Below are 25,120 nucleotides of genomic sequence, written 5' to 3' on the forward strand. Positions count from 1 at the left end.
TCTCCATTCCTCCGCTTGCGAGCCGAACTGCATATCTGCTGTTGATTTCAGACCGATGAGACACCGTTCGCTCCTGATAGCCGCTGCATGGCCATCGCTCGATCGGGCGATCGACGGTGCCACTCTGCTGAATCGCGGATTGTGAGGCTTCGCTTGCGCATTCTCCTGCTCAACCCCAACACCATGCCGGAGATGACGGCGCTGGTGACCCGCGTGGTCCAGCCCTATCTGCCGGCGCAGACCGAACTCGTGCCGGTGACGGGCCGCTTCGGAGCGGAATATATCGCCAGCCGCAGCGCCGGCGTCATCGCCGCCCACGCGGCGCTCGAAGCCTTCGCCGAGCATGGCCAGGATTGTGACGGAGTCTATCTCGCCTGCTTCGGCGACCCCGGCCTGCTCGCCCTCAAGGAGATGGCGCGGGTCCCGGTGATCGGCATGGCCGAGGCCAGCAGTCGCTATGCCGCGGAAAAGGCCGAACGCTTCGCCATCGTCACCGGCGGCGAACGCTGGGGGCCGATGCTGCACGAATTCGTCGGCTCGATCGGGCTCGGCGACCGTCTCGCCGCCGTCGAGACCGTCGCTCCCACGGGCGCCGATATCGCTCGTGATCCGGACGGCTCGATCGCCATGCTCGCGGATGCCTGCCACCGTGTCGCCACGCGCAACGGCGCGGGTGCCGTCATCCTCGGCGGGGCGGGGCTCGCAGGGCTTGCACCCCGTGTCCAGCAATATGTCGATGTACCCGTGATCTGCTCGGCCGAGGCCGGCATCCGGATGCTGCTGACAGAGCTCGACCAACCCCGGCCGAAGCCGCAGGAGGGCGATCTCGCCCTGCCTGCCCCGGTCGCCAGCACCGGCCTCTCGGAAGGCCTGTCGCGGTTGCTGGCGCAACCCTGATCGGCGCCGCTCAGCCCCTGCCCGCAAGCGAGGTGCCGTTCAGCCCCGCGATCCAGTCCGAAAGCATCGGCACATAGTCATCGCCCTTGCCGCTGGCGACGGCCGCCGCATAGCTGTTCTTCACGGCATTGCCGATCGGGTTGGCCACGCCCGCGTCATTGGCGACGCTTTCCAGATAGCGCACGTCCTTCAGCGCATTGCTCAACGTGAACTTGTGGGCGTCGCGGTCGCGCTCCAACACGTATTGCATGAAGGTCTGGTAGAAGCCGCAATCCATGCGGCTGCCGCGGATGACGCTGTCGAAGGTCTGGGGCGTGATGCCGATCTTCTGGCCGAGCGTCAGCGCCTCCGCATAGATCGCGGCATAGCCGAGCGACAGGAAATTGTTGATCAGCTTCATCTTGTGGCCGTCGCCGACCGGGCCGAGATGCACGATCTTCTGCGCCCAGGCCTCGCAGGCGGGCTTGATCCGCGCGAACACCTCCGGCGAGGCCCCGATCATCGCGGAGAGCTGTCCCAGCGCGGCCTGCGCCGGCGTGCCGCCGAGCGGCGCGTCGGCAAGGTGTAGCTCCTTCGCCTCCAGCTCGGCGGCGAGCTTCACCGTCACGGTCGGGTCCGAGGTCGAGCAATCGACGATCACCGTGCCTGGCTTCGCTCCGGCAATGATGCCGTCAGCACCGCTCAATACGGCCTCGACCTGGGGCGAGCCGGTGACGCACAGGAAGATGATGTCGGAGCGCGACGACAGCTCCTTCGCCGTCTTCGCCTCCACCGCGCCGGCCGCGACCAGCTCCTCCACCGGATTGCGGTTGCGGTGTCCCATCACGGTTAGCGGGAATCCCTTGTCGAGGAGATTGCGGGCCATGCCCTGCCCCATCAGGCCGACGCCGATGAAGCCGATGGACTCTTTGGTTGCAGTCATCTTCAAATTCTCCCGCTGATATGGTTGAGATGGAGCCGGAAGTCGGCGAAATGGCCCGACCGGAAGCCGGCCTCAAGGCCCGCGCTCAGTGTGGACGTGTCATGACTGCCAGCGACCCGCCCGGGCCCCGTCAGCCCAACAGCCCTGCACCGGCCGGCCGCAGCCGCGTCACGCTGCAGGTCATCGCCGAGCGTCTTTCGGTCTCGACCGCGACGGTGTCGCTCGCACTGCGCGGCTCGCAGCTCGTGGCGGAAGCGACGCGCAACCGCGTGCGCGAGATCGCCCGCGAGATGGGCTACAGCTACAACCGCAGCGCCGCCTCGCTGCGCACCGACCGCACCAACATCATCGGCGTCGGCTTCCACGACATCACCAATCCCTATTTCGCCGAACTGCTCGCGGCGATCGAGGAGACCGCCGGCCGCTACGACCGCTCGATCCTGCTCGGCACCTATGCCGAGAATCTCGACCGGCAGCAGCGCGTGCTCGGCACGCTCGCCGAATACCGGCCGGACGGCATGGTCCTGTGCTCGGCCGGCGGCAGCACGGCGGAAAGCCTCAGCCCCCTGATCGATGCCGGCATCCCGATCGTCCAGCTCTCGCGCGAGATTCCAGAACTCGACCTCGATTTCGTCGGTTCCGATGATCGCCATGGCACCAATCTCGCGATGGAGCACCTGATCGGGCTCGGCCATCGCCGCATCGCCTTCCTCTGCGCCAACGAGAGCATCTCGACCGGCCGCAACCGCTATGCCGGCTATCGCGACGCGCTCGCCCGCCACGGCCTGCCCTTCGACCCGGCGCTGGTCCATTTCGATTACGGCACCCGCGAGAACGGGCTGAAGGGCATCCAGAAAGTGCTCGACGCCCATGATCCGCCGACCGCCGCCGCCTGCATGAACGACCTCGCCGCCTTCGGCGCCATGCTCGGCCTGCGCCATCGCGGGCTGGAGGCCGGCAGCGATTTCTCGATCGTCGGTTGCGACGACGTGAAGGAGGCGGCGCAGTGGTTCCCGGCGCTGACCACCATCTTCAACTTCCAGAACGACATGGGCGCCAAATCGGCCGAGTTCCTGCTGAACCGCATCGCCGATCCCACTGCCCCGAGACAGCGCCTGCTGTTGACGCCCGCCCTCCACGTCCGGGGAACGACCTGCCCGCCGCGGCGCTGAGCCCTCAGGCATCGTTCGCGGGCTTGGCGTTGAGCGCCCGATAGGCCCGCACGACCTGCGAATCGTCACGCCCGCCATGGCCGAGGCCCGACGCCGACAGGAACATCTGGTGCGCCGCGGCGGCCAGCGGCAGCGCCGTCTTCGCGGCACGCCCGGCATCGAGCACGATGCCCAGGTCCTTGACGAAGATGTCGACGGCGCTCGCCACCAACGGATCGGGTTCGTGCATGCGCGGCCCGCGATCCCTGAGCATCCAGGACGAGGCGGCCGATCCACCCATGATCTCGAAGAGCAGGCGCCCATCGATGCCGGCCTTCTCGGCCAGCGACAGGGCCTCGGCAGCGACCGCGATATGCACACCGCAGAGCAACTGGTTGACGGTCTTCACCGTCGCGCCCTGCCCGGCCTTCTCGCCGACATGGAAGACCTTGTCGCCGAGCGCATCGAGCACCGGCTTCGCCCGCGTGAAGCTGTCGTTGGGCGCACCGACCATGATGGTCAGCGTCGCATTGCGCGCGCCATTTACCCCGCCCGAGACCGGCGCGTCGATGAAATGCCGCCCGGTTTTCGTAACCTCCATTGCGATCGCCTCGGCCTCGCCGGGCGGGCAGGTCGCCATCAGGATGATCGCCGCGCCGGGCGCCAGCACGTCCAATGCCCCTGCCTCGAACAAGACAGAGCGCGCCTGCGCCGCATTGACGACCATCAGCACCAGCGCCTCGGCTCCCCTAGCCGCCTCCTTCGCGCTCGCCGCCGCGTGCCCGCCGGCCGCGACGAGCGCGTCACGGGCCGCCTCGCGCATATCGAAGCCGGTGACGCGGAACTGCTTCCCGACGAGGTTCTCGGCCATCGGCGCGCCCATGGCGCCGAGCCCGACGAAGGCGATGCTGGAGATCGGTTGAGCGGACATGAGGCAGACACTCTCGCAACGAAAGCGGGCACAGCTCGCGCCATGCCCGCAGGAAACCCGACGCCAGGTCGGTTACTCCTTCACCGCCCCCGTCATGGACGCGACGTAGTAATCGACGAAGAAGGAATAGAGGATCGCGACCGGGATCGAGCCGAGCAGCGCGCCAGCCATCAGCGAGCCCCAGTGATAGACGTCGCCTTCGACGAGCTGGGTCAGCACCGCGACCGGAACCGTCTTCTTCTCCGCCGACTGGATGAAGGCGAGCGCATAGATGAACTCGTTCCACGACAGGGTGAAGGCGAAGATGCCGGCCGAGATCAATCCGGGCATGGCGAGCGGCAAGGTGATCCGCCACAGCGTCTGCAGCCGTGTCGCCCCGTCGATCATCGCGCATTCCTCGAGCTCGTAGGGGATCGACTTGAAATAGCCGATCAGGAGCCAGGTGCAGAACGGGATCAGGAAGGTCGGATAGGTCAGGATCAGCGCCAGCGGCGAATCGAACAGGCCGAACTGGAAGATCAGCGTCGCCAGCGGGATGAACAGGATCGAGGGCGGCACGAGATAGGCGAGATAGATCGCGAGACCCACATATTGCGAGCCCTTGAACCGCAGTCGCTGGATCGCATAGGCCGCGAGCACGCTGGAGAACAGCGAGAGCGCGGTGGCCACGGCCGCGACCATCATCGTGGTCCACAGCCATTGCGGGTAGTCGGTCTGGAAGAGCAGCTTGTTGATGTTCTCCAGCGTCGGCGACTTCACCCAGAACGGGTTGTTGTTCTTGTAGTCGAGCAGTTCCCCGTTCGGTTTGATCGCCGTGATCGCCATCCAGTAGAACGGGAACAACAGCACGAGCACGAAGACCGATAGCGGCAGGTAGAGCGTGATGAAGCGCCGCGGGCCGGACGACCAGTCGATGACGCCTTCGCGTTCCTTGTCCGTGAGCTGCGGGCGCGTGGCGAGGGTCTGGTCAGTCATTGTCTTCCCCCTGCTGCCACTTCCGCCGGGACAGGCCGTAATAGCTGAATAGCGTCGCCATCACGAGGAACGGGATCATCGCGACCGCGATTGCCGCGCCCTCGCCGAGCTGGCCGCCCGGGATGCCGCGTTGGAAGGCGAGCGTCGCCATCAGGTGCGTGGCGTTGACCGGCCCGCCGCGGGTGATCGCGTAGACCAGCTGGAAATCGGTGAAGGTGAACAGCACCGAGAAGGTCAGCACCACCGCCAGGATCGGCATCAGCATCGGCAGCGTGACATGCCGGAAGCGCTGCCAGGAATTGGCGCCGTCGAGCATCGCCGCCTCGTAGAGCGAGGGCGATATCGTCTGCAGGCCGGCGAGCAGGCTGATCGCGACGAAGGGGATGCCGCGCCAGATATTGGCCGCGATCAGCGAGAACCGCGCCGGCCAGGGCTGGCCGAGGAAGTCGATATAGGTGTCGCGCCAGCCGAGCACGTCGACGAGCACATAGGAGATGATCGAGAACTGCGGATCGTAGATCCACCAGAAGGCGATCGCCGACAGCACGGTCGGCACGATCCAGGGGATCAGGATGATCGCCCGAAGCAGCGATTTGAACGGCAGGTGGTTGTTGAGCAGCAGCGCTAGCCACAGGCCGAGCGCGAATTTCCCGAAGGTCGCCACGCCCGTATAGAGCAGCGTGTTCCAGACCGAGGTGATGAAGACCCGGTCATGCCAGAGCGATTCGAAATTCTCGAAGCCGATGAACTGCCCGACACGGCCGATGCGCGTATCGGTGAAGGCGAGCCAGATACCGAGGCCCAGAGGATAGCTGAGGAAGACCAGCAGGAAACCTGCCGCCGGCAGCAGGCACAGGAAGATCAGGAACGGCTTGTAGTCGAACAGACGCACAAGCCAGCTCTGCTGCAGGCTGTGGACGGTTCGCGATTCGGCGGCAGCTACGGCCATGGCGCCCTCGCGTTCGGGTCGGCAACGGCATCGGAGCGAAAGACGGAAGCCGCCTCTCCAAGGAAATCCGATGCGATCTTTCGTCGGCCGCCGGACGAGCCGGCGGCCGCATGTCTCCGGATCAGCGCGACCGACGCATCAGGTCCGGTAGTAGCGCCGGGCGCGACGCTCGGCCTCCTTGGCCGCCTCTTCCGGCGTCGCCTGGCCGGCGCAGACGGAAGCGACCATCTGGACGACGACATATTCGGCATTGACCGTGCCGGCCGCCTCGTTGATCGCGCCCTTGTAGCCACTCCACAACGCCCGATCCCAGGTGTCGCGATAGACCACGATCTTCGGATCGGCCGACCAGACCTTGCTCTCGGCAAAGGCCTTCAGCGGCTGGGCCCAGTAGCCGTAGCAGCCGGTCAACCACTTGTCGTACTGTTCCTTCTCCATCATGAAGCGGAGATATTCCTTCGCGGCGTTCGGGAACTTCGTGTGCTTGAACGCCATGGCATTGATGATCAGCGCCGGCTCCGACGGGCGGCCGAGCGGGCCGACCGGCATCGTGGCATGGTTCAGGTCCTTGCCGATCGCCGCGGTCTTCTCGTCCTTCGAGTTCTTGATCGAGAAGTAGAGCGAGACACCATTCTGGGTCAGGCCGATTTCACCGGCCGACAGCGCCTTGTTGTTGCTGATGTCGAGCCAGGAGAGGGTGCCCGGAATGAAGGTCTCATAGAGCGCCTTGGCATATTTCAGCGCCTCGATCGTCTCCTTCGAGTTGATCGCGACCTTGTTGTTCTCGTCGACCATGTAGCCGCCATGGGTCCAGACGAGCCAGTTGCAAAAGGCGTTGCCGTCGCCGACCGCGTTGCCGAGCGCGAAGCCGGCGGGATGGCCCTGCTCCTTCAGCTTACGGCAGAGCCTGAGGAAGCCGTCGAGGTCCTTCGGGAAGGTGTCGAAGCCCGCTTCCTTGACCCAGGATTCACGATACACAGCCGGCGCGCCGGAGGCGCCCATCGGGATCGAGATCCACTGGTTGGTCTTGTCCTTCTTGCCGTATTTCTCGGCGATCGGGTACCAGCCGCCATATTTCTTGCCGAGCCCGTCAGCGATCTCGGTGAGATCGATCAGCTTGTCCGAGAAGATATGCGGATCGTCGGCCCAGCCGACGACGATGTCGGGCCCGGCGCCGGTATTGGCGGTGACCGCCGTCTGCGGGCGCAGGTCTTCCCAGCCGGCATAGTCGACGCGGACCGGAACGCCTGTCGCCTTGGTGAAGGCCTCGGTGTTCTCGTTGAAGATGGTCTGGTCGGGATCGACGAACTTAGTCGGGCGCAGCACGCGAAGCGTCGCGCCCTGCTCGATCTTGGCCTGCGCGATGGACGGGGCGAGCGGCAGCGTGGCTCCTGCCGCGAGTCCGGCGCCGCCGATCAGAACGTCTCTTCTGGAAATGCTCATGGAAACCGTCTCCTCCGTTGGCGCGGCGGCGGCCTGCATGGGACCTCCGTCCTGCATGATTATGGGCGTTGACAGCGATCATCCGTCGCTCCGCCTGGCGGGAGCGGCGAATTCCTTGGAGCCGGGCTCGATCAGGCCAAGACGATCCGATCGAGAAGGCGGCTTCTGAACACGCAAGAGAGACGCATGGCCTGATCGGATCGCGATACGATCCGATCAGCGCGTACCCTCAGAGACGCTTGCCCGTCGCGGCGTCGAACAGGTGCGTCACGCTGGTATCGGGCGTGATGCCGATGGTCTCGCCGGGCTTGGCCGAGATGCGCTCGCGGAAGATGCAGGTCAGGTCCTGCCCGCCGCAGCGGACGACGACCTGCGTCTCCGAACCCATCGGCTCGACGACCGCGACCTCGGCCTTCAGGCCGTTGGAGTCGAGCCGGATATGCTCGGGCCGAATGCCCAGCACTGCGGCAAGCCCGTCGGAGCCGATCGGATGCTTGCCGATCGGCCAGACCGTACCACCTTCGGTCTCGAAGCCGTTACCGACGATTTTGCCCTTGAGCAGGTTCATCGAGGGTGAGCCGATGAAGGCTGCGACGAAGAGATTGGCCGGGTTGTCGTAGAGATCGAGCGGCGCGCCCATCTGCTCGACGATGCCGTCATGCATCACGACGATCTTGTCGGCCATCGTCATGGCCTCGATCTGGTCGTGCGTAACATAGACCGTGGTGGTCTTCAGGCGCTGGTGCAGCTCCTTGATCTCGGTGCGCATCTGCACGCGCAGCTTGGCGTCGAGGTTCGAGAGCGGCTCGTCGAACAGGAAGACCTGCGGATCGCGCACGATCGCGCGGCCCATGGCAACGCGTTGGCGCTGGCCGCCCGAGAGCTGGCGCGGATAGCGGTCGAGCAGTTTGGTGAGCCCCAGGATCTGCGCCGCCTTGTTGACGCGCTCGTCGATCTCGCTCTTCGGCGCTTTCCGCAGCTTCATCGAGAAGGCCATGTTGTCGGCGACCGTCATATGCGGATAGAGCGCATAGTTCTGGAACACCATGGCGATGTCGCGCTCCTTCGGCGGAACGTCGTTCACCACGCGCGGGCCGATCCTGATCTCGCCGCCCGAGATGTTCTCGAGCCCGGCGATCATGCGCAGCAGCGTCGACTTCCCGCAGCCGGACGGGCCGACCAGGATGACGAATTCGCCGTCATTGATGTCGATATCGACGCCGTGGATGACCTGCGTCGACCCGTAGGCCTTGCGCACATCGGCGATCTGGACTGAGGCCATGCCGTCCTTCCCTGCTTTCCGTTCCCTGGTCGCTCCGCCCGTCATGCAGGCGGCTCACGACCACAATCGGTTTCTTGTGACCGAATGATGAAACCGGATATCGCCTGTTGCCGGCGATTGTCTCCGTTCCAATCTGCGATAAAGTCATACGATAGAAGCGGCCCTGTCAAGCGCCGCCACAGCCTTCGCAATGCCGCAAATTCAGGCTGGCCGGAGGCGCCCGAGGGAGGGGCACCAGCGATGCGGGTACGCGACTTTTCGCGGCCGACGACGCTCAATCCGGACCGGCTTTTCGGCCAGGTCGCCCAGAAGCTCGCCGTTGCGATCATCACCGGCCGCGTCCGGGCGGGCGAAGTCCTGCCCAACGAGGATGACCTGCGCTCGGAGATTTCGGTCTCGCGCACCGCCTATCGCGAAGCGGTCAAGATTCTGACGGCCAAAGGACTGGTCGAGGCCCGCCCGAAGAGCGGCACCCGCGCCGCGCCGCGCGAACGCTGGAACCTGCTCGATCCGGACGTTCTGTCCTGGCATTTCGAGTCTGATCCGAACGAAAAATTCATCCGGGATCTCTTCGAGTTGCGCCGCTTCGTCGAGCCCAGCGCCGCCCGCCTCGCGGCGCAGCGCCGGACCTCGGCCGACATCGCCCGCATCGAGGCGGCCTATCGCGGCATGGCCGATGGCGCGCCCTATGCCGAGAGCACGATCCGGGCCGACCTCGCCTTCCACGAGGCGATCTTCGCCGCCGCCCAGAATGCCGCCCTGCAATGCCTTTCCAGCGCGGTCATCGCCACGCTGCAATGGTCGTTGCTGCTCAAGACCGGGGACGAAGCCGCCTATATCGAGTCCCTGCCCGATCACGAGCACGTCCTGCTCGCCATCATCGACCGCGACGGCGATCTTGCCTCCGCCCGCATGGCTGGCCTCGTCATCGACAGCCTGAACACGACGCTGGCTTCGCTCGGCACGCATGTCGCCACGGAGACTGGGAAAATCGCCAGAATAAAGCATACTAAATGAACGCTTCGCATCGCCAGCGAAGCGTGTTCGGATAGCGCTCATGCGGCCGCGGGGCTATGCCTGTCCGGCAGACCACGTCATTTCATTTTAATCGATTCAGATCAGCCGAATCAACGACCTTCCTCACCACATCGACGGACAGCCCGACAATGACAATCTCCAACAAGCCCGAAATCGTCATGACCGGCCCGCTGATGGCCTATGCGGCCGACCAGCTCAAGGCCCGCTTCACCGTCCATGAACTGTGGAAGGCGGCCGATCGCGCCGCACTGCTGCGCGAGGTCGCGGACCGCGTGCGCGGCGTCGCCGCCGGCGGCGGCCACAACCGGGTCGACGGCGCGCTGTTCGACGCGCTGCCGAAGCTCGAGGTCATCGCCAGCTTCGGCGTCGGTTACGACCATGTCGACGCGGCCGAGGCCGGCCGGCGCGGGCTCGTCGTCACCAATACGCCCGATGTCCTGACCGACGAGGTCGCGGACCTCGCCATCGGCCTGCTGATCGCGACCGTCCGCCAGCTCCCCCAGGTCGACCGCTACCTGCGCGAGAGCAAGTGGCTCAAGGGCAATTACCCGCTCACCACCTCGCTCCGCGGGCGCAAGGTCGGCATCGTCGGCCTCGGCCGCATCGGCAAGGCGGTGGCGCAACGCGTCGAGGCCTTCGGCCTGCCGGTTGTCTACCATGGCCGCTCGCGCCAGCCCGACGTCTCCTATCCCTACTATCCCTCGCTGGTCGATATGGCTGCCGATGTCGACACGCTGATCTCGGTCGCGCCGGGCGGCGCCTCGACCCATCACATCATCAATGCCGATGTGCTGAAGGCGCTCGGCCCCAACGGCATCCTGGTCAATGTCGGCCGCGGCACGGTCGTGGACGAGCAGGCGCTGATCAAGGCCCTCAACGACAAGACTATCCTCTCCGCCGGTCTCGACGTCTTCGAGGACGAGCCGCGCGTGCCGGACGAGCTGATAGCGATCGAGCATGCCGTGCTGCTGCCCCATGTCGGCTCCGCCTCGGTCCATACCCGCGAGGCGATGGGCCAGCTTCTGGTCGACAACCTGGTTTCATGGTTCGATGGCAAGGGCCCGCTGACGCCCGTGTCGGAGACTCCATGGAAAAAGGCCTGATCCGCCGGCTGCTGCCGCTTATCCTTCTCGGCGCCGGCGCCCTGCCGGCCGCCGCCCAGACGGCGCCGCTACCGCGCGGCGCCGACAAGGCGCCCGAAGCGATCCGCCGCTGGCTTGGCGCCTGGGAGCTCGCGCTCGCCGATGCATCGAGAAGTTGCACCGTCACGCTAGGCGTGGAGCCGGCCGGCAACCGGCGCCAGCTGCGCTTCCCAGCCACCTGCCGCCGCGCCCTGCCGATCCTCGACACGGCGACGTCATGGACACTGAACGGCGGCGGGCAGCCGCAGTTCATGGATGCCAGTGGCAAGGAGGTCATCGGCTTCCAGAGCGGCACGCCCGAGGCCGGTCTCGACGGCAAGGGCGGCGACGGCAAGGCTTATAAGCTCTCGTCGGGAGCTCATTCCCGCGTCTCGCCGCAGGCCGCCCAGAACCCGGCAGCGACAGCAGCCCAGCGCGCCACGGTCGTCGATCCCGCGACAGCGCCGGCACCCGCTTCCTTGCCCGGGCGCTATGTCCTGATGCGTCAGCAGAACCGCGAGGCCTGCCGCCTCGTCCTCTCACCAGCCTCGGCCGACGGCCGCCAGCCCGCGGCCTTCGAGGGACTGTGTCCGGATACCGGGCTGACGATCTTCGACCCTGTCAGCTGGCGCTATGCCGGCGGGCGCCTGACGCTCGTCGCGCGTCGTGGCCACGGCATCGACCTCGTCTTCGAGAACGGCCAGTGGCGTAAGGACCCCGCCGTCGGCGCGCCCCTGCTCATGCGCAAGCTCGCGCCGTAACACGCATGGCCGGCCAGGCCGGCCATGCGGTTCGCTTGGTTACTCCGCGGCAGCCGGGCTCAGCACGCCCCTGCGGATCTGGTCTTCCTCGATCGATTCGAAGAGCGCGCGGAAATTGCCCTCGCCGAAGCCGTCATCGCCCTTGCGCTGGATGAACTCGAAGAAGATCGGCCCGAGCACGGTGCCCGAGAAGATCTGCAGCAGCACCTTGCTCATCCGGCCCTGCTTTTCGCCGAGCGCAACCGCGCCCTCGCCGTCGATCAGGATGCCGTTTTCCTTGAGCCGCTCGACCGGCTCGCCATGGTTCGGTACGCGGGCGTCAACCTTCTCGTAGTAGGTCGCGGGCGGCGACGGCATGAACGGCAGCCCGTTGCCACGCAGGGCCTCGACACTGGCATAGATGTCGCGCGAACCCATCGCCACATGTTGGATGCCCTCGCCCTTGTACTGGCGCAGGTATTCCTCGATCTGGCTCTTGTCGTCGAGCGACTCGTTGATCGGGATGCGGATCTTGCCGCAGGGCGAGGTCAGCGCCCGCGAGATCAGGCCGGTCAGCTTGCCCTCGATGTTGAAGAAGCGGATCTCGCGGAAATTGAACAGGTTGCCGTACCAGCCGGCCCAATGGTCCATGCGCCCGCGGATGACGTTATGGGTGAGATGGTCGAGATAGTAGAGTCCGGCCTGCTCCGGATGCGGATCGCGCTCGCCGATCCACTCGAAATCGACGTCCCAGATCGAACCCTTCTCGCCATAGCGATCGACGAAATAGAGCAGCGAGCCGCCGATGCCGCGCACCGCGGGGATCGCAAGCTCGCCCGGCCCGATCGCGCTCTCATAGGGTTCGGCACCCAGCGATACCGCCCTATCGAAGGCGTGCTTGGCATCGACCACGCGAAAGGCCATGGCGCAGGCGCAAGGACCATGCTCGGCCGCGAAGGCCTGGGCGAAGGAATCGGGCTCGGCATTGACCACGAAATTGACGTCGCCCTGCCGGTAGAGCGTCACCTGCTTTGAGCGGTGGCGGGCGACCTTGGTGAAGCCCATCGTCTCGAACAGGGCACCGAGCTTCTCGGGCTCGGGATGGGCATACTCGACGAACTCGAAGCCGTCGGTGCCCATCGGGTTGGCGGCCGAGATCGCGGGCGGGGCGGCATCGTGCGGAAACGGACCCATTGGCATTCCTCCTGTCTGCTCTCATCGGGGTGCTCAATCATCGCGCAGTTGGCAGGCAAATGGCGTGCAAATTTGCCTTTTTTGAAAATTTCAATGCACGATTCACGCATAGTAAACGCAATGGATGCACCGAATGGCTACGCTTGACGCACTCGACTGGCGCCTGCTCGATGCGCTGCAGAGCGACGCTTCAATGACCAACGCCGCCTTGGCCGAGACCATCGGCTTGTCGGCGAGCCAGGTCTCGCGTCGGCGGCAGCGTCTGGAGCAGGAAGGTGTCATCCGCGGGTACCGCGCCGCGCTGGAGCCCTCCGCCGTCGGGCTCGGCGTCATCGTCTTCATCCATGTCGCGCTCGATACCCACACGCGGGACAATGCCCGCCGCTTCCGCGATCTCGTGCGATTGACGCCCGCGATCCTCGAGGCCCATGCCTTGACCGGCGAGGCGGACTATCTACTGAAGGTCGCCGTCGGCGACCTCAAAGCGCTCGCCCGCCTCGTCAACGAAATCCTGATGCCGCATGAAAGCGTCGCCCGCGTGCGCTCGGAGATCGCGCTGGAGACGCTGAAGGAGCCGGGACTGCTGCCATTGCCGATGACGTAGACGCGCAGCTGTGCAAAATCGCGCCTTGGTCACGCCGTTTTCATACGGCTGATCAAACTCGACTGCGCGGCATGACGGCCGCCAACAGGAGAAACGATATGTTCAACGCCAAATCCCTGCTCGACGCCCTGATCAGCGCCGGCAGCCAGGCAGGCGCGCAGGCGGGACAGCAAGGCGGTCTCGGCGGCATGCTCGGCGGATTGGCCGATCAGGTCCAGCGCTCGGGCGGCATCGGCGGGCTCGCGGGGCAGATCCTGACCCAGGCGACACAAGGCCTCGGCGACGCCGCGCGCCAGACAGGTGTGCAGCAGGGCGCCGGCGACGCGCTCGGCCGGGTCACCGGCGGCCGGACGCCGGACCAGCTCATCGAGCAGGCCAAGGGCGTGTTCACCAGCAATCCCGCGCTGGCGACAGCGGTGCTCGGCGGCCTCGGCGCGCTCGTCTTCGGCACCAGCACCGGCCGCTCGGTCGCAGGCTCGGCGGCCAAGCTCGGCGGCCTCGCGCTGATCGGCGGCCTCGCCTACAAGGCCTATCAGAACTATCAGGCCGGAAAGCCGCTGCTCAATGCCACCCAGCAGGAGGTGCTGCCGGCGCCGGCCGGCACCGGCTTCGAGCCGCAGGCCGCGAGCGAGGCCACCGCCCTCGTCTTCATCCGCGCCATGATCGCGGCCGCCGCCGCCGACGGGCATATCGATGCGGAAGAGCAGAGCGCCATCCTCGGCGGCCTGAAGGAGGCCGGCCTCGAGCAGGAGGCGCATGAGTGGCTGGCGAAGGAGATGGCGAAGCCCGCTTCGATCGACACGCTGGTCGAGGCGGCCGAAAGCCCCGAACTCGCTGCCCAGATCTATACGGCCGCGCGCATCGCCATCAATCCGGACAACGCGGCCGAGAAGGACTTCCTGGCCGGGCTCGCCGGCTCGCTCGGCCTCGATGCCGAACTGGTCGCCAATATCGACGCCGCCGCCAGCGCCGCGAAGGTCTGAGACGCGGCGGTTACCCTTTGACGGTGCCCGGTCCGGGCACCGTCAGCGCCGGCTTTCGCGGAACGCGGAAGCCGGGCGTTAAGCATGGCGTTGAAATCACTGCCCGTTTCGGCGCCACATGCACCCCCGCTTAGGGTTTTACGTCCGATAACGCCCGCGCCGGTTGCACCGGCTGTCGGGTTCCGCGTCGCGGAGGCCGGCCCATGTCTTGGGGGAGACGGGTCGAACAATGTCTGTGACCGCGATGATCAGGGCGATGCGGCCGCACCACTGGCTCAAGAACGGCCTCGTCTTCGTTCCGATCCTGCTCAACCACGACGCGTTCGATCCGCACGCGCTTTGGCTTGGCCTGATCGCCTTCGTCGCCTTCAGCCTGATCGCCTCCGCGATCTACCTCCTCAACGACATCAAGGATGTCGAGGCGGACCGGCGCCACCCGACCAAGTGCAAGCGCCCGCTCGCGGCCGGCGAGATCACGGCGGCGCAGGCCTATGCAGCCGTCCCCATCCTGCTCGTCGCGGCCTTCTCGCTGGTGCTGCTCGTCCCGCAGCCGCAACCGTTCCTGCTTTCGCTGCTGGCCTATCTCTTCCTGGCGCTGGCCTATCTGCTCTTCCTCAAGCGCAAGCTGCTGGTCGACGTGCTTGGGCTGGCCGCCATGCACACGCTGCGCATCCTCGCCGGCAATGCCGCCGCCGCGATCCCGGTCTCGTCCTGGCTGCTCGCCTTCGCGATGTTCCTCTTCCTCAGCCTCGCGCTGGTGAAGCGCTATGCCGAACTGCGCCTGACCCAGGACCAGTCCGGCCTGAAGAAGGCGGGGCGTGGTTATCAGGCTGAGGATATCGAGGCCTTGTCCCAGCTCGGCATGGCCTCGGGCTGCACCTGTGCGCTGATCATGGCGCTCTATGTCGACAGCGCCAATGTGAAGCAGCTCTACAGCCAGCCGAAGCTGATCTGGCTGATCTGCCCGATCATCCTCTACCAGATGGCCCGGATCTGGTTCCTGGCCCGTCGCGGCCATATGCCGGACGATCCGCTGGTCTTCATGATCCGCGACTGGCGCAGCCAGTTCATGGGGCTGCTCGTGGTCCTGATCATGGTCGCTGCGACATTCCTGCCGTGACCGCATCGCTTTCGGATTTCCGGTCCTGGGGCGGGCTCGCAGCCCGCGGCAGCACGATCCTCGATGCCCGCGACTGGCTGGATGCGCCTCACCGCCCGCGCCGCCCCCTCCTTGCCTATGGCAACGGTCGCTCCTACGGCGATTCCTGCCTGAACGACGGCGGCACGCTGATCGATGCGCGCGGCCTCGACGACATCCTCGCCTTCGATCGCGAGACGGGCCTCATCACCTGCGGCGCCGGACTCATGCTCGACCGCCTGCTCGAGATCGCCGTGCCCGCCGGCTGGTTTCCGCCGGTCACGCCCGGCACCGCTTTCGTCACCGTCGGAGGCGCGCTCGCCAATGACGTCCATGGCAAGAATCACCACAGCGCCGGCACCTTCGGCAGCCATGTCCGCGCCTTCGAGCTCGTCCGCTCGGACGGGCAGCATCTGATCTGCGCACCGGACCTGAACGGCGAGCTCTTCGCCGCGACCATCGGCGGCTTCGGCCTGACCGGGCTGGTGACGCAGGTGACGCTGCAATTGATGCCGATCGCCTCGGCGGAAATGGCGCAGGAGGTCCTGCCCTTCGACAATCTCGATGGCTTCTTCGAGATCGCCGCCGCCTCCGACGCCACGCATGACTATACGGTCGCCTGGATCGACTCGCTCGCCAGCGGGCGGAATTTCGGCCGCGGCGTCTTCTTCAGGGCCAATCACGCCCCCGCCTCCGGCGAACCGCCTCCGCGCGAGGCGCGCTCCCTGCCCTTCCCGCTGAAGCCACCTGTCCCGCTGATCAACCGCGTGACGCTCGCTGCCTTCAACTGGCTCTATCGCAACAGCCAGCCGCGCGATCGCCTCGAACGCCGCGTACCCTATCGTCCGTTCTTCTACCCGCTCGACCGCATCCATGACTGGAACCGCGCCTATGGCCCGAAGGGCCTGCGGCAGTTCCAATGCGCCATCCCGCCGGAGAACGCCGCCGCAACCGTCGCGGAGATGCTGCGGCAGACGCTCGCTGCCGGTGAGGCCTCCTTCCTGACGGTGCTGAAGCTCTTCGGCGACAAGCCCTCGCCCGGCCTGATGTCCTTCCCCATGCCGGGCGCGACGCTGACGCTGGATTTCCCCTATCGCGGCGAGCGGACCGAGCGGCTGCTGACGCGGCTCGACGGCCTTGCGATCACCGCCGGTGGGCGGGTCAATCCCTACAAGGATGCCCGCATGTCTTCAGCGACCTTCGCAGCCTCCTTCCCGCGCTTGCCCGAGTTCGCCGGGCATATCGACCCGGGCTTTTCCTCAGATTTCTGGCGCCGCGTCACGGCGCAGTAGAGGCGGGCTGCGGCATCACGGCCAGGTGAGGCAGGCGCGACGGCGGTTTCCCGGCAGGCGGCCTGCTGCTAGCAGCGGCTCATGACGACCCCTGTGAAAGATCAAACGGCACTGAACCGCGACATCGCCCTTTCGCCGACACGCCGCCGGGCTCTCGCCCTCACGCTGTTCTCGCCATGGGCCGCCACGCCTGCCGCGGCCCGGCAGCCACCGCGGTTCGCCGGACCGAGCTCGCAATTCATCCAGATCGACCCGCCGGAAGAGGCGGGCTCCCTCGTCCTGACCGATCTCGCCGGCAAGACCCGGGCACTCTCCGCCTATCGCGGCAAGGCGGTCCTCCTGAACTTCTGGGCGAGCTGGTGCCCGCCTTGCCGGCGCGAATTGCCGATTCTGCGGCGGCTGCAAGCCAGAGCAACCAGCGAGCCCTTCGTCGTCGTGCCCGTCTCACTCGACAAATCCGTGGCGACCGTGAAGACCTATCTCGACCGGCTCGGCCTTGCCGATCTCGCGACCTTCATCGATGCCGAGGGAACGGTGGCCTCGGGGCCGAAATCGACCAAGCCCACGCCGTTCCCACTCTATGGCATGCCGATGACCTATCTGCTCGACCGCGAGGCGCGCAGCGTCGGTTATCTTGTCGGCGAAGCGGACTGGACGAGCCCGGAGGGACTGGAATTGCTGCGCTTCTATGGGCGAGCTGCGGGTTGAGCGCACCTGCGCTTCATGGCAATCCGAGCCGCTCCGAAAAAATCTCACGCCACCTTTGAACCCGTCTGCCGCTCACCGAGACCAATGAGCATGAAGAGCGAAACCTTCGCTCTCGCAGAGATCGGGAGACGAGCATGACGACGTTCCGCAAGACCGTGACCGCGACCCTCGCGGCCCTCACCCTGGCCACCACCTTCGCGGCTTCCGGTGCCGAGGCGCGGCCGCGCTGGGGTTACGGCTACGGCTATCGGGGCTGGGGTGTCGGAGCCGGTGTGGTCGGCGCGCTCGCTGCGGGCGCCATCATCGCCGGCGCCACCCGCCCCGCCTATGGCTACGGCTACTACGCCGCCCCCGTCCGCTCCTGCGACATGGTCGAGCGCTTCGACCGCTGGGGCAACGTCATCGGCTACCGCCGGGTGTGCGGCTACTACTGAGCCTTTCTGGAAGACCCCTGTTTCGAGACCCTTGACTCAAAAGGCCGGCTTACGCCGGCCTCTTTTTTGTTGTCGCAGAGCGAACCGCTCAGCCCTTGCCGACCGCGACCTTGCGCAGGTAGCCGGTGACGATGCCGGTGACGCCGCCTGACAGCACAGCCTCAAAGGCCGCGAGGAACTGGTCGCACTGCTCGCGCGTGACGATCAAGGGCGGCTCCAGCCGGATGACGTTGCGGTTGTACTCGGTGAAGGCGACGAGCACGTCATGCTCCTTCAGGAGCAGCGCGCCGACGAAGCCGCAGAGCGAACCCTTCAGCTTGTCGTCGAGCAGCGCGACCATGTGCTTCAGTCCGAAGGGCATGGTCTCGCTGATATCCTGGAACTCGACGCCGATCATCAGGCCGCGCCCGCGGATTTCCTTGAGCAAGGTCGGATACTTGGCGCGCAGGCCGTTCAGCTTCTCGATCAGGTAGTCGCCCTGGCGCTGGGCATTGCCCATCAGGTCCTCGTCATAGAGGACGTTGAGGGCCTCGATCGACGAGACGCAGGCCTCGCCCATGCCCCCGAAAGTCGCCTGCGCATGGATCAGCGCGCTCTTCGGCTTGCCATAGGCCTTCATGTAGATCTCGCGCCGCGCAATCATCGCGCCCATCGCGGCCTTCGAGCCGCCCAGCGCCTTGGCGAGCGCGGTGACATCCGGCACCACCCCGTCACGCTCGAAGGCAAAGAACTGGCCGGTTCGGCCGAGCCCGCATTGCACCTCGTCGGCGACCCAGAGCACGCCATGCTTGTCGCAAAGCGCTCGCAATTCGCGCCAGAAGCCCGCGGGCGCCTCGACGATGCCGCCGCCGCCCTGGATCGTCTCCATCACGACGATGCCGATCGAGGGATCGCTCTCGAGCGCCTGCCGGACGGCGTCGATGTCGCCGAACGGCACCTTCACCCGATTCTCGACCAGCTTGAACTGCGACTGGTAGAGCGTCGAATCCGTGACCGAGAGCACGCCCTTGGTCTTGCCGTGGAACGAGTTCGCGGCGTGCAGGATCTTGGACTTCTCCGGTCCCTGCGCCTGCTCGGCGACCTTCAGCGCCGCCTCCATCGCCTCCGAGCCGGTCGAGCCGAGGAAGACCATGTCGAGATCGCCCGGCGCGATGGTGGCGAGGTTCTTCGCCAACGCTGAAGCATATTGCGACATGAAGGCCATGCAGATCTCATGACGGTTCTCGTCCTGGAACTTCTGCCGGGCCGCGACGATGCGCGGATGGTTGTGGCCGAAGGCGACCGAGCAGAAGCCTCCGAAGAAATCGAGGATCTTGCGGCCATCCTTCGTGATGTAATGCATGCCCTCGGCACGATCGACGAGGATCTTGTCGAAGCCGAGCAGCTTCAGGAAGTGAAGCTGGCCGGGGTTGATATGGTTGGCGAAGAGTTCCTTCACCTGCGCGGCGTCGAGCTGCTTGGCGGCTTCCACGCTGATGAGCTGAGGCCGGGCATTCGTCACGGCTATGTCCTCGTTCTTGAAAGCGGGCATGCTCATGCGGCGAGGCTCCTCTCGGCCTGTTTCAGGCCATCCTTGGCCTTGCGGTATTCGGTATAGGCGGCGAGCAGCATGTCCTCGTCGCGATATTGCGGCGCCCAGCCGAGCTCGCGCTTGGCCTTGGAGGTGTCGAGGATGCAGATCTCGTCGGCGATCTTGTACTGCTCGGGATCCATGATCGGCAGGTTGATCGCGTCGAGCGTATCCAGCGTCAGCTTCACCAGCGAGGCGGGCGTCGGCAGCAGGATCGACTTGGAACCTGCATGCTTGATCAGGTCGCCGAGCAGCTTGCGCACCGGCGGCGGATCGTCGGAGCCGAGATTATAGGCCTCGTTCGGGAAGCCCGCCTTCCAGGCCGCGACGCAGGCGCTGGCGCAGTCGAAGACCGAGATGAACTGGTAGGGGTTCTTGCCCGACCCGATCATCGGCACCGGCAGGTTCATGTCGATCAGCTTGAACAGCTTGACGAGGATGCCGAGACGGCCGGGCCCGATGATCAGGCGCGGCCGGAAGATCGGGATGCGAAAACCCTTGGCGCGGTATTCGTCGGCGAGACGCTCGGTCGCAAGCTTGCTCTCGCCGTACTCGCCGAGCGGATGGGCCGGGTGCGTCTCGTCCTGCGGTACGGTCACCGAATGGCCGTAGATCATGTCGGTGGTGAAATGGACGAGCCGGTTGGCGCCGTTCTTCTCCATCCAGGACAGGATGTTCTGGGTGCCGTGATAGTTCACCGGCCAGAAGAACTCGTGCCTCTCGGCCCGCGTCACGATCGGCGAGAGCATCTTGGCCGAGAGATTGTAGACGAGGTCTTCCGGCGAAAGCGGGATTGAATTCACGCTCTCGGCCTGGGTCACGTCGATCTTCAGGAACGGCACCTTGGCGTAATGCGCATGGCCGCTCTGGTGGATGTCGGCGACCAGCACCTCCTCGCCCATGGCGGAGAGATCCGCCGCCAGATGCGAGCCGACGAAGCCGTCCCCGCCGATGATGATGTGCTTCATCGCGTCACCTCCGGTCGACAGGCAGGCGAGGATGGCGGTTGCGCACCGGCACGGGCACCGGCTGCGGCGCCACCGGCGGCTCAAACAGGGCGCCGAGGCGCAGGAACAGGCGTACGATCAGGTCCATGATCTCCCTCAGCTTTGTGCAATGAAAATGGTGCCCAGCACGATGAAGCCGATGCCCGCGATGCGCATCGCGCTCAGATCCTCGTGGAAGACGAAATAGGCGTAAGCCGCGACCACGACATAGGCGAGGCTCAGGAACGGGTAGGCGTAGCTGATCTGCACCTTGGAGAGCACGATCAGGTGCGAGGCCATGCTGATCACGAAAGTGCACAGGCCCGCGAAGACGAAGGGGTTGAAGACGACGCGGAAGATCGTGGCGATCAGCCCGTCGCCGGCGACATCGAGCGAACCGACGCCGGTCATGCCGCGCTTCAGCATCAATTGCGCGGCGGCATTGGTCAGCACCGTGAACAGGATCAGGGGAAGATAGGCGTTCATGGTGGCGCTTGCCGGCTCCGCATGGCTTCGTCGCCACTGGGATGCAGCCGAAAATACTTCAAATGCCTTAGGGGCCGGCGCCGACTTGCTTCTAGCGTTAAGGCTCTGCTGACGGGATCGCAGAAAATCGCAGGCGCTTCTTCAGGCGTTGCTCAACTCTCGTGATGCCCGCGCCGGATGCGCCTGACCGCCAGCCAGACGCCGGCCAGCGCCACCGGCACGAACAGCGCCATGGCGACGCCGGTATCCGGCATCGGCCAGCCCGCTTCTTTCGCGCCCTTGGCGAGATAGCCGAACAGGCTGACGACGTAATAGGCGATGGCCGCGACCGACAACCCCTCGACCGTATGCTGCAGCCGCAACTGCAGCCGCGTCCGCTCGTTCATCGCGGCGAGCAGGTCGCGGTTCTGCTGCTCCAGTGCGACATCGACGCGGGTGCGCAGCAGATTGGAAGCGCGCCCGAGATTGCGCGAGAGATCGGCCAGGCGCCCGACCAGCATCTGGCAGGTCCGCATCGCCGGCGCCATCCGCCGCGACAGGAAGGCGGAGATCGTCGGCCAGCCCTCATGCGGCTGCTCGCCGATCGCGGCGAGCCTTTGCTGCACGATATCGCTATAGGCGCGGCTCGCGCCGAAGCGGTAGCCGGCAACGGTCGCCTCCGCCTGGAGCCGGGCGGCGAGCGCCGTCATCTCGTCGAGCAGCGCGTTGTCGGCGGCGAGCCCGTCGGTCCGCGTCATCGTGCCGGCGATCCGCACCAGCGCCTCCTCCGTCGACTTGACGAAGGGCGCGATGCGATAGGCCTCCGGCAGGCCAAGCAGGGCCAGCGTCCGGTACGTCTCGATCTCCAGCAGGCGTTGCGCGAGCGCGCCCGTCTGCGCCGGCGTCAGCGAGCGATCCCGCACCAGGACGCGCACGAAGCCATCGGCGCAGGCCCGGAAATCCGTCGCCGCCATGGCCGCGCCGCCATCGACCGAGACGACGGCGAGGCTGGAGGCATCGAAGAGGCGGTCGAAAGCCTCGGTCGGCCGCTCGACGACCAAATGCAGATCGACAGAGACGAGATGCGGCCCCGGCTGCGGCAATTCGAGCATCGGCTGCGGCAGCATCGTGGGCGGCGGCTCGAAGGGCTGGCCGCCATTCGCCTGCAACTCCCAGCTATAAGTGGTGAACTCGCTATGCTGCTCCCAGCGCAAACCGGTGTCGTTGAGCCGGACACGATGATGCTTCGCGTCCTCCGACGGACCGGCGACGCCGCGCTCGGCACAGAAGCGCGCCAGCGCCGCGCGATCAGCGGCAGCCTGCTCGGCATCGGTCAGGAAGGCGAAATGCAGGACGCGGCTCGGCGTCGCCATCGGCGCGAAAGGGCGGGCATGCACCTCGCCCAGGATCAGGCCGCGATCGGGATGGGCGATCAGCCGCGACGGCGCCGGCTGTGGCGCCTGAATCGCATTCGCATGACGCACGTCTTCCATCGCCGTCCCCCCGCCTGGACGAAGCCAGCTTGCCTTAGGTCATCCGATGCGCCAACACGCTCCAGCGTCGCAGGGCCGGGCGCTGCTGCCACGGCCTGTCGCGCCCGGCCCGGATGCTCACGACGGTCAAGCTCGGCGAGCCCTCCCATGCCCCTTCCCAACCGCGTCAGGCCCGATGGCACGCTCTTCGCCGATCCGGCACGCGGCACCTTCTACGGCAATCGCGGCGGCCGCTTTCACGACCCCACGGCGCATGAGGTGCCCAGCCGGATCCAGGCGACGCATCACTGGCTCTGCTGCGTCCTCTCCTTCAAGGGCCGCAAGCGCAAGGTCTGGGGCCGCGGCTATACCGAGCTGTTCTTCTGCGACGAGGTGACGGCGCTCGCGGCGGGCCATCGCCCCTGCATGGAATGCCGGCGCCCGGACGCGCTCGCCTATCGCGAGGCGCTTGTCAGAGGCCTCGGCCTCCCCGAGACACCGCTCTTCCCCGAGATCGACCGCATCCTCGACGCCGACCGCCGCGACGGCCGGATGAAGCGCACGCACCGGCTGGCGGCGGAGCAATTGCCCAATGGAGCGATGCTGCGATCGGATGACGGAACGAGCTTCCTGGCGCTGCGCGGCGCCTCCGCCCTGCTCTGGTCGCCCGGTGGCTATGTCGCGCGGCAGAGTCGTCCAACGGGAACCGTGACCGTGCTCACTCCACCCGCAACGCTCGCAGCCTTGCAGCATGGCTATCGCCCGCAATGGCACCCGAGCGTGGAAGCTTTCGGCACAGCCTGACGGCCCGCAGGCAGGAACTTTTTCCCTCCGAAAAACGTTGCCGCAGCATCATCGATCCAACGAGGGGCTGACACATGCGCTCGATTATTCTGTGGCTTGTAGGCGTTCCGATCCCGATCATCATCCTGTTGTGGTTCTTCATGAAGTAGCGTGCGGTTGCGTCGCGTGGAGAAGGCCGGGCCCTGTGCCCGGCCTTTTCGTTTCGCGGCGCTTCCCGCCATGAACTGACAGGCGATCATGCTTTCCCCGCATGCTCCCGCCATCGCAACCACGCAACGGCTCCCCTATATGCCGCCCATGTCAGACACGACCTCGCCGATCATCTCGGTCTCCGGCCTCTCCAAGACCTACGCCTCCGGCTTCAGCGCGCTGAAATCGGTCGACCTCGCGATCAGGCGCGGCGAGATCTTCGCCCTGCTCGGCCCCAACGGCGCCGGCAAGACGACCCTGATCAGCATCATCTGCGGCCTGGTCCGGCCAAGCACCGGCACGGTCACGGCCGATGGCCACGACATCCTCACGGACTATCGTGCCGCCCGCGCGGCCATCGGTCTCGTCCCGCAGGAGCTGACAACCGACGCCTTCGAGACGGTGTGGTCGACGGTGAATTTCAGCCGCGGCCTTTTCGGCAAGCCGCGCGATCCCGCCCTGATCGAGCGCATCCTGAAAGACCTCTCACTCTGGGAGAAGAAGGACAGCCAGATCCGCATGCTCTCGGGCGGCATGAAGCGGCGCGTCATGATCGCCAAGGCGCTCTCGCACGAGCCGCGCATCCTCTTCTTGGACGAGCCCACCGCCGGCGTTGATGTCGAGCTTAGACAGGATATGTGGCGGATGGTGCGACGCCTCCGCGACGACGGCGTCACCATCATCCTGACCACGCACTATATCGAGGAGGCAGAGGAGATGGCCGACCGCGTCGGCGTCATCTCCAAGGGCGAGATCATCCTGGTCGAGGAGAAGGCCGAGCTGATGCGCAAGCTCGGCAAGAAGCAGCTCTCCCTCCAGCTCCAGCAGCCGATCGCGGCCGTACCGGAAGCGCTGGCGAGCTTCGACCTCAGGCTTTCCGCCGCCGGCGACGAGATCGTCTACACCTACGATACCCAGGCCGAGCGCACCGGGATCACCACCTTGCTGCAGGGCCTCGCCGAGGCCGGCATCCGCTTCCGCGACCTCAGCACCAGCCAGAGCTCGCTCGAGGACATCTTCGTCAGCTTGGTCAAGGAGCGCCGCTGATGACCGGCCTGAACCTGCACGCCATCGCCGCGATCTACCGTTTCGAGATGGCCCGCACCTGGCGGACACCGCTCCAGAGCATCGTCTCGCCCGTGCTCTCGACCTCGCTCTATTTCATCGTCTTCGGCGGCGCGATCGGCTCGCGCATGCAATCTGTCGAGGGCGTGCCCTATGGCGCCTTCATCGTGCCCGGCCTGATCATGCTCTCTCTCCTGACGCAAAGCATCGCCAACGCCTCCTTCGCGATCTATTTCCCGAAATTCACCGGCACGATCTACGAATTGCTCTCCGCCCCCGTCGCCTGGTGGGAGGCGGTGATCGCCTATGTCGGCGCGGCCGCGACCAAGTCGATCCTGCTCGGCCTGATCATCCTGGCGACGGCCGCCTTCTTCGTGCCGCTCCGGATCGAGCATCCCTTCATGATGCTGCTCTTCCTCGTGCTGACGGCGACGACCTTCAGCCTGTTCGGCTTCATCATCGGCATCTGGGCAGACGGCTTCGAGAAATTGCAGGTCATCCCGCTCCTGATCGTGACGCCGCTCGCCTTCCTTGGCGGCTCCTTCTACTCGATCTCGATGCTGCCGCCCTTCTGGCAGACGGTGACGCTGTTCAACCCCGTCGTCTACCTGATCAGCGGCTTCCGCTGGAGCTTCTACGGCCTCGCCGATGTCAGTCTCGCCGTCAGCCTCGGCATGACGCTGTTCTTCCTCATAGCCTGCATCGCCACCGTCGGCTGGATCTTCAAGACGGGCTACCGGCTCAAGAACTGAGCCGGCAGCTCCGCC

Annotated in this window: 26 protein-coding genes; 14 read left to right on the forward strand and 12 right to left on the reverse strand. The window is 66.0% G+C overall.

All coding sequences use genetic code 11. From position 1 onward, the window contains the following. Positions 1–153 precede the first annotated feature (153 nt). Positions 154–897, forward strand: coding sequence for an aspartate/glutamate racemase family protein (locus NUV79_RS08380; protein ID WP_257732619.1), 744 nt, complete (start codon positions 154–156; stop codon positions 895–897). Positions 898–907: 10 nt separating this feature from the next. Here NUV79_RS08380 and NUV79_RS08385 read toward each other — a convergent pair whose 3' ends face one another. Beyond that, entirely contained in the window at positions 908–1,819 is a 912-nt protein-coding gene (locus NUV79_RS08385; RefSeq protein ID WP_257732620.1) for an NAD(P)-dependent oxidoreductase, read from the reverse strand. A 101-nt stretch (positions 1,820–1,920) separates the two neighbouring features. Between NUV79_RS08385 and NUV79_RS08390 the strand changes: the two genes are divergently transcribed. Beyond that, the gene (locus NUV79_RS08390; RefSeq protein ID WP_257732621.1) at positions 1,921–2,991 is read left to right on the forward strand and encodes a LacI family DNA-binding transcriptional regulator; all 1,071 of its coding nucleotides are present in this window, start codon (positions 1,921–1,923) and stop codon (positions 2,989–2,991) included. Between the two features lie 4 nt (positions 2,992–2,995). Here NUV79_RS08390 and NUV79_RS08395 read toward each other — a convergent pair whose 3' ends face one another. The 5 genes from NUV79_RS08395 to NUV79_RS08415 all read right to left on the reverse strand — a co-directional run bounded on the left by NUV79_RS08395 (position 2,996) and on the right by NUV79_RS08415 (position 8,550). Beyond that, positions 2,996–3,901, reverse strand: a complete 906-nt coding sequence (locus NUV79_RS08395) for an NAD(P)-dependent oxidoreductase (RefSeq protein ID WP_257732622.1) — start codon at positions 3,899–3,901, stop codon at positions 2,996–2,998. Between the two features lie 72 nt (positions 3,902–3,973). Continuing rightward, positions 3,974–4,876: a carbohydrate ABC transporter permease gene (locus NUV79_RS08400; protein ID WP_257732623.1), complete on the reverse strand. Its 903-nt coding sequence runs from the start codon at positions 4,874–4,876 to the stop codon at positions 3,974–3,976. Next, positions 4,869–5,825, reverse strand: a complete 957-nt coding sequence (locus tag NUV79_RS08405; protein ID WP_257732624.1) for a carbohydrate ABC transporter permease — start codon at positions 5,823–5,825, stop codon at positions 4,869–4,871. Before NUV79_RS08405 ends, NUV79_RS08400 begins: the two co-directional genes overlap by 8 nt. A 138-nt stretch (positions 5,826–5,963) precedes the next feature. Further along, a complete protein-coding gene (locus NUV79_RS08410; protein ID WP_257732625.1) occupies positions 5,964–7,268 on the reverse strand; it encodes an ABC transporter substrate-binding protein in 1,305 nt (434 codons plus the stop codon). A 229-nt stretch (positions 7,269–7,497) separates the two neighbouring features. Next, complete coding sequence (locus tag NUV79_RS08415) at positions 7,498–8,550, reverse strand: ABC transporter ATP-binding protein (protein ID WP_257732626.1); 1,053 nt, start codon at positions 8,548–8,550, stop codon at positions 7,498–7,500. A 240-nt stretch (positions 8,551–8,790) separates the two neighbouring features. On the opposite strand from NUV79_RS08415, the gene NUV79_RS08420 reads away from it, so the two are divergent. From NUV79_RS08420 to NUV79_RS08430, 3 genes are all read left to right on the forward strand, one after another. Continuing rightward, positions 8,791–9,567, forward strand: a complete 777-nt coding sequence (locus tag NUV79_RS08420) for a FadR/GntR family transcriptional regulator (RefSeq protein ID WP_257732627.1) — start codon at positions 8,791–8,793, stop codon at positions 9,565–9,567. Between the two features lie 149 nt (positions 9,568–9,716). Beyond that, positions 9,717–10,691 carry a 2-hydroxyacid dehydrogenase gene (locus tag NUV79_RS08425; protein ID WP_374679031.1) on the forward strand — a complete coding sequence of 325 codons (975 nt, stop codon included), beginning with the start codon at positions 9,717–9,719 and terminating at the stop codon, positions 10,689–10,691. Next, positions 10,676–11,470: a protease inhibitor Inh/omp19 family protein gene (locus NUV79_RS08430; protein ID WP_257732628.1), complete on the forward strand. Its 795-nt coding sequence runs from the start codon at positions 10,676–10,678 to the stop codon at positions 11,468–11,470. Before NUV79_RS08425 ends, NUV79_RS08430 begins: the two co-directional genes overlap by 16 nt. A gap of 39 nt (positions 11,471–11,509) precedes the next feature. On the opposite strand, the gene hppD is transcribed toward NUV79_RS08430, so the two are convergent. Continuing rightward, on the reverse strand, positions 11,510–12,643 hold the full coding sequence (gene hppD, locus NUV79_RS08435) for a 4-hydroxyphenylpyruvate dioxygenase (RefSeq protein ID WP_257732629.1): 1,134 nt from the start codon (positions 12,641–12,643) through the stop codon (positions 11,510–11,512). Positions 12,644–12,776: 133 nt separating this feature from the next. On the opposite strand from hppD, the gene NUV79_RS08440 reads away from it, so the two are divergent. From NUV79_RS08440 to NUV79_RS08465, 6 genes are all read left to right on the forward strand, one after another. Continuing rightward, a complete protein-coding gene (locus NUV79_RS08440) occupies positions 12,777–13,247 on the forward strand; it encodes an Lrp/AsnC family transcriptional regulator (protein ID WP_257732630.1) in 471 nt (156 codons plus the stop codon). 98 nt (positions 13,248–13,345) lie between these two features. Then, positions 13,346–14,230 (forward strand): tellurite resistance TerB family protein, encoded by an 885-nt coding sequence (locus NUV79_RS08445; protein WP_257732631.1) that lies wholly within the window; start codon positions 13,346–13,348, stop codon positions 14,228–14,230. 229 nt (positions 14,231–14,459) lie between these two features. Continuing rightward, positions 14,460–15,350 carry a UbiA family prenyltransferase gene (locus NUV79_RS08450; RefSeq protein WP_257732632.1) on the forward strand — a complete coding sequence of 297 codons (891 nt, stop codon included), beginning with the start codon at positions 14,460–14,462 and terminating at the stop codon, positions 15,348–15,350. Next, positions 15,347–16,660: an FAD-binding oxidoreductase gene (locus NUV79_RS08455; protein ID WP_257732633.1), complete on the forward strand. Its 1,314-nt coding sequence runs from the start codon at positions 15,347–15,349 to the stop codon at positions 16,658–16,660. Before NUV79_RS08450 ends, NUV79_RS08455 begins: the two co-directional genes overlap by 4 nt. Positions 16,661–16,753: 93 nt before the next feature. Further along, positions 16,754–17,368, forward strand: coding sequence for a TlpA family protein disulfide reductase (locus tag NUV79_RS08460; RefSeq protein ID WP_257732634.1), 615 nt, complete (start codon positions 16,754–16,756; stop codon positions 17,366–17,368). A gap of 134 nt (positions 17,369–17,502) precedes the next feature. Beyond that, positions 17,503–17,802 (forward strand): hypothetical protein, encoded by a 300-nt coding sequence (locus NUV79_RS08465; RefSeq protein WP_257732635.1) that lies wholly within the window; start codon positions 17,503–17,505, stop codon positions 17,800–17,802. Positions 17,803–17,890: 88 nt separating this feature from the next. On the opposite strand, the gene NUV79_RS08470 is transcribed toward NUV79_RS08465, so the two are convergent. From NUV79_RS08470 to NUV79_RS08490, 5 genes are all read right to left on the reverse strand, one after another. Beyond that, a complete protein-coding gene (locus NUV79_RS08470) occupies positions 17,891–19,339 on the reverse strand; it encodes an aspartate aminotransferase family protein (RefSeq protein WP_257732636.1) in 1,449 nt (482 codons plus the stop codon). Then, the gene (locus NUV79_RS08475; RefSeq protein WP_257732637.1) at positions 19,336–20,340 is read right to left on the reverse strand and encodes an NAD-dependent epimerase/dehydratase family protein; all 1,005 of its coding nucleotides are present in this window, start codon (positions 20,338–20,340) and stop codon (positions 19,336–19,338) included. Before NUV79_RS08475 ends, NUV79_RS08470 begins: the two co-directional genes overlap by 4 nt. Before the next feature lie 4 nt (positions 20,341–20,344). After that, positions 20,345–20,467, reverse strand: a complete 123-nt coding sequence (locus NUV79_RS08480) for a hypothetical protein (protein ID WP_257732638.1) — start codon at positions 20,465–20,467, stop codon at positions 20,345–20,347. An 8-nt stretch (positions 20,468–20,475) separates the two neighbouring features. Next, a complete protein-coding gene (locus tag NUV79_RS08485) occupies positions 20,476–20,844 on the reverse strand; it encodes a DMT family transporter (RefSeq protein WP_257732639.1) in 369 nt (122 codons plus the stop codon). 152 nt (positions 20,845–20,996) lie between these two features. Then, the gene (locus NUV79_RS08490) at positions 20,997–22,316 is read right to left on the reverse strand and encodes a DUF3422 family protein (RefSeq protein ID WP_257732640.1); all 1,320 of its coding nucleotides are present in this window, start codon (positions 22,314–22,316) and stop codon (positions 20,997–20,999) included. 147 nt (positions 22,317–22,463) lie between these two features. On the opposite strand from NUV79_RS08490, the gene NUV79_RS08495 reads away from it, so the two are divergent. From NUV79_RS08495 to NUV79_RS08505, 3 genes are all read left to right on the forward strand, one after another. After that, positions 22,464–23,099, forward strand: a complete 636-nt coding sequence (locus NUV79_RS08495; protein ID WP_257732641.1) for a hypothetical protein — start codon at positions 22,464–22,466, stop codon at positions 23,097–23,099. A gap of 297 nt (positions 23,100–23,396) precedes the next feature. Continuing rightward, the gene (locus NUV79_RS08500) at positions 23,397–24,335 is read left to right on the forward strand and encodes an ABC transporter ATP-binding protein (RefSeq protein ID WP_257732642.1); all 939 of its coding nucleotides are present in this window, start codon (positions 23,397–23,399) and stop codon (positions 24,333–24,335) included. A gap of 8 nt (positions 24,336–24,343) precedes the next feature. Next, positions 24,344–25,105, forward strand: coding sequence for an ABC transporter permease (locus NUV79_RS08505; protein ID WP_257732822.1), 762 nt, complete (start codon positions 24,344–24,346; stop codon positions 25,103–25,105). The last annotated feature ends 15 nt before the right edge of the window (positions 25,106–25,120 follow it).

The sequence above is a fragment of the Allobosea sp. 47.2.35 genome (genome assembly GCF_024655635.1).
Taxonomy (GTDB): domain Bacteria; phylum Pseudomonadota; class Alphaproteobacteria; order Rhizobiales; family Beijerinckiaceae; genus Allobosea.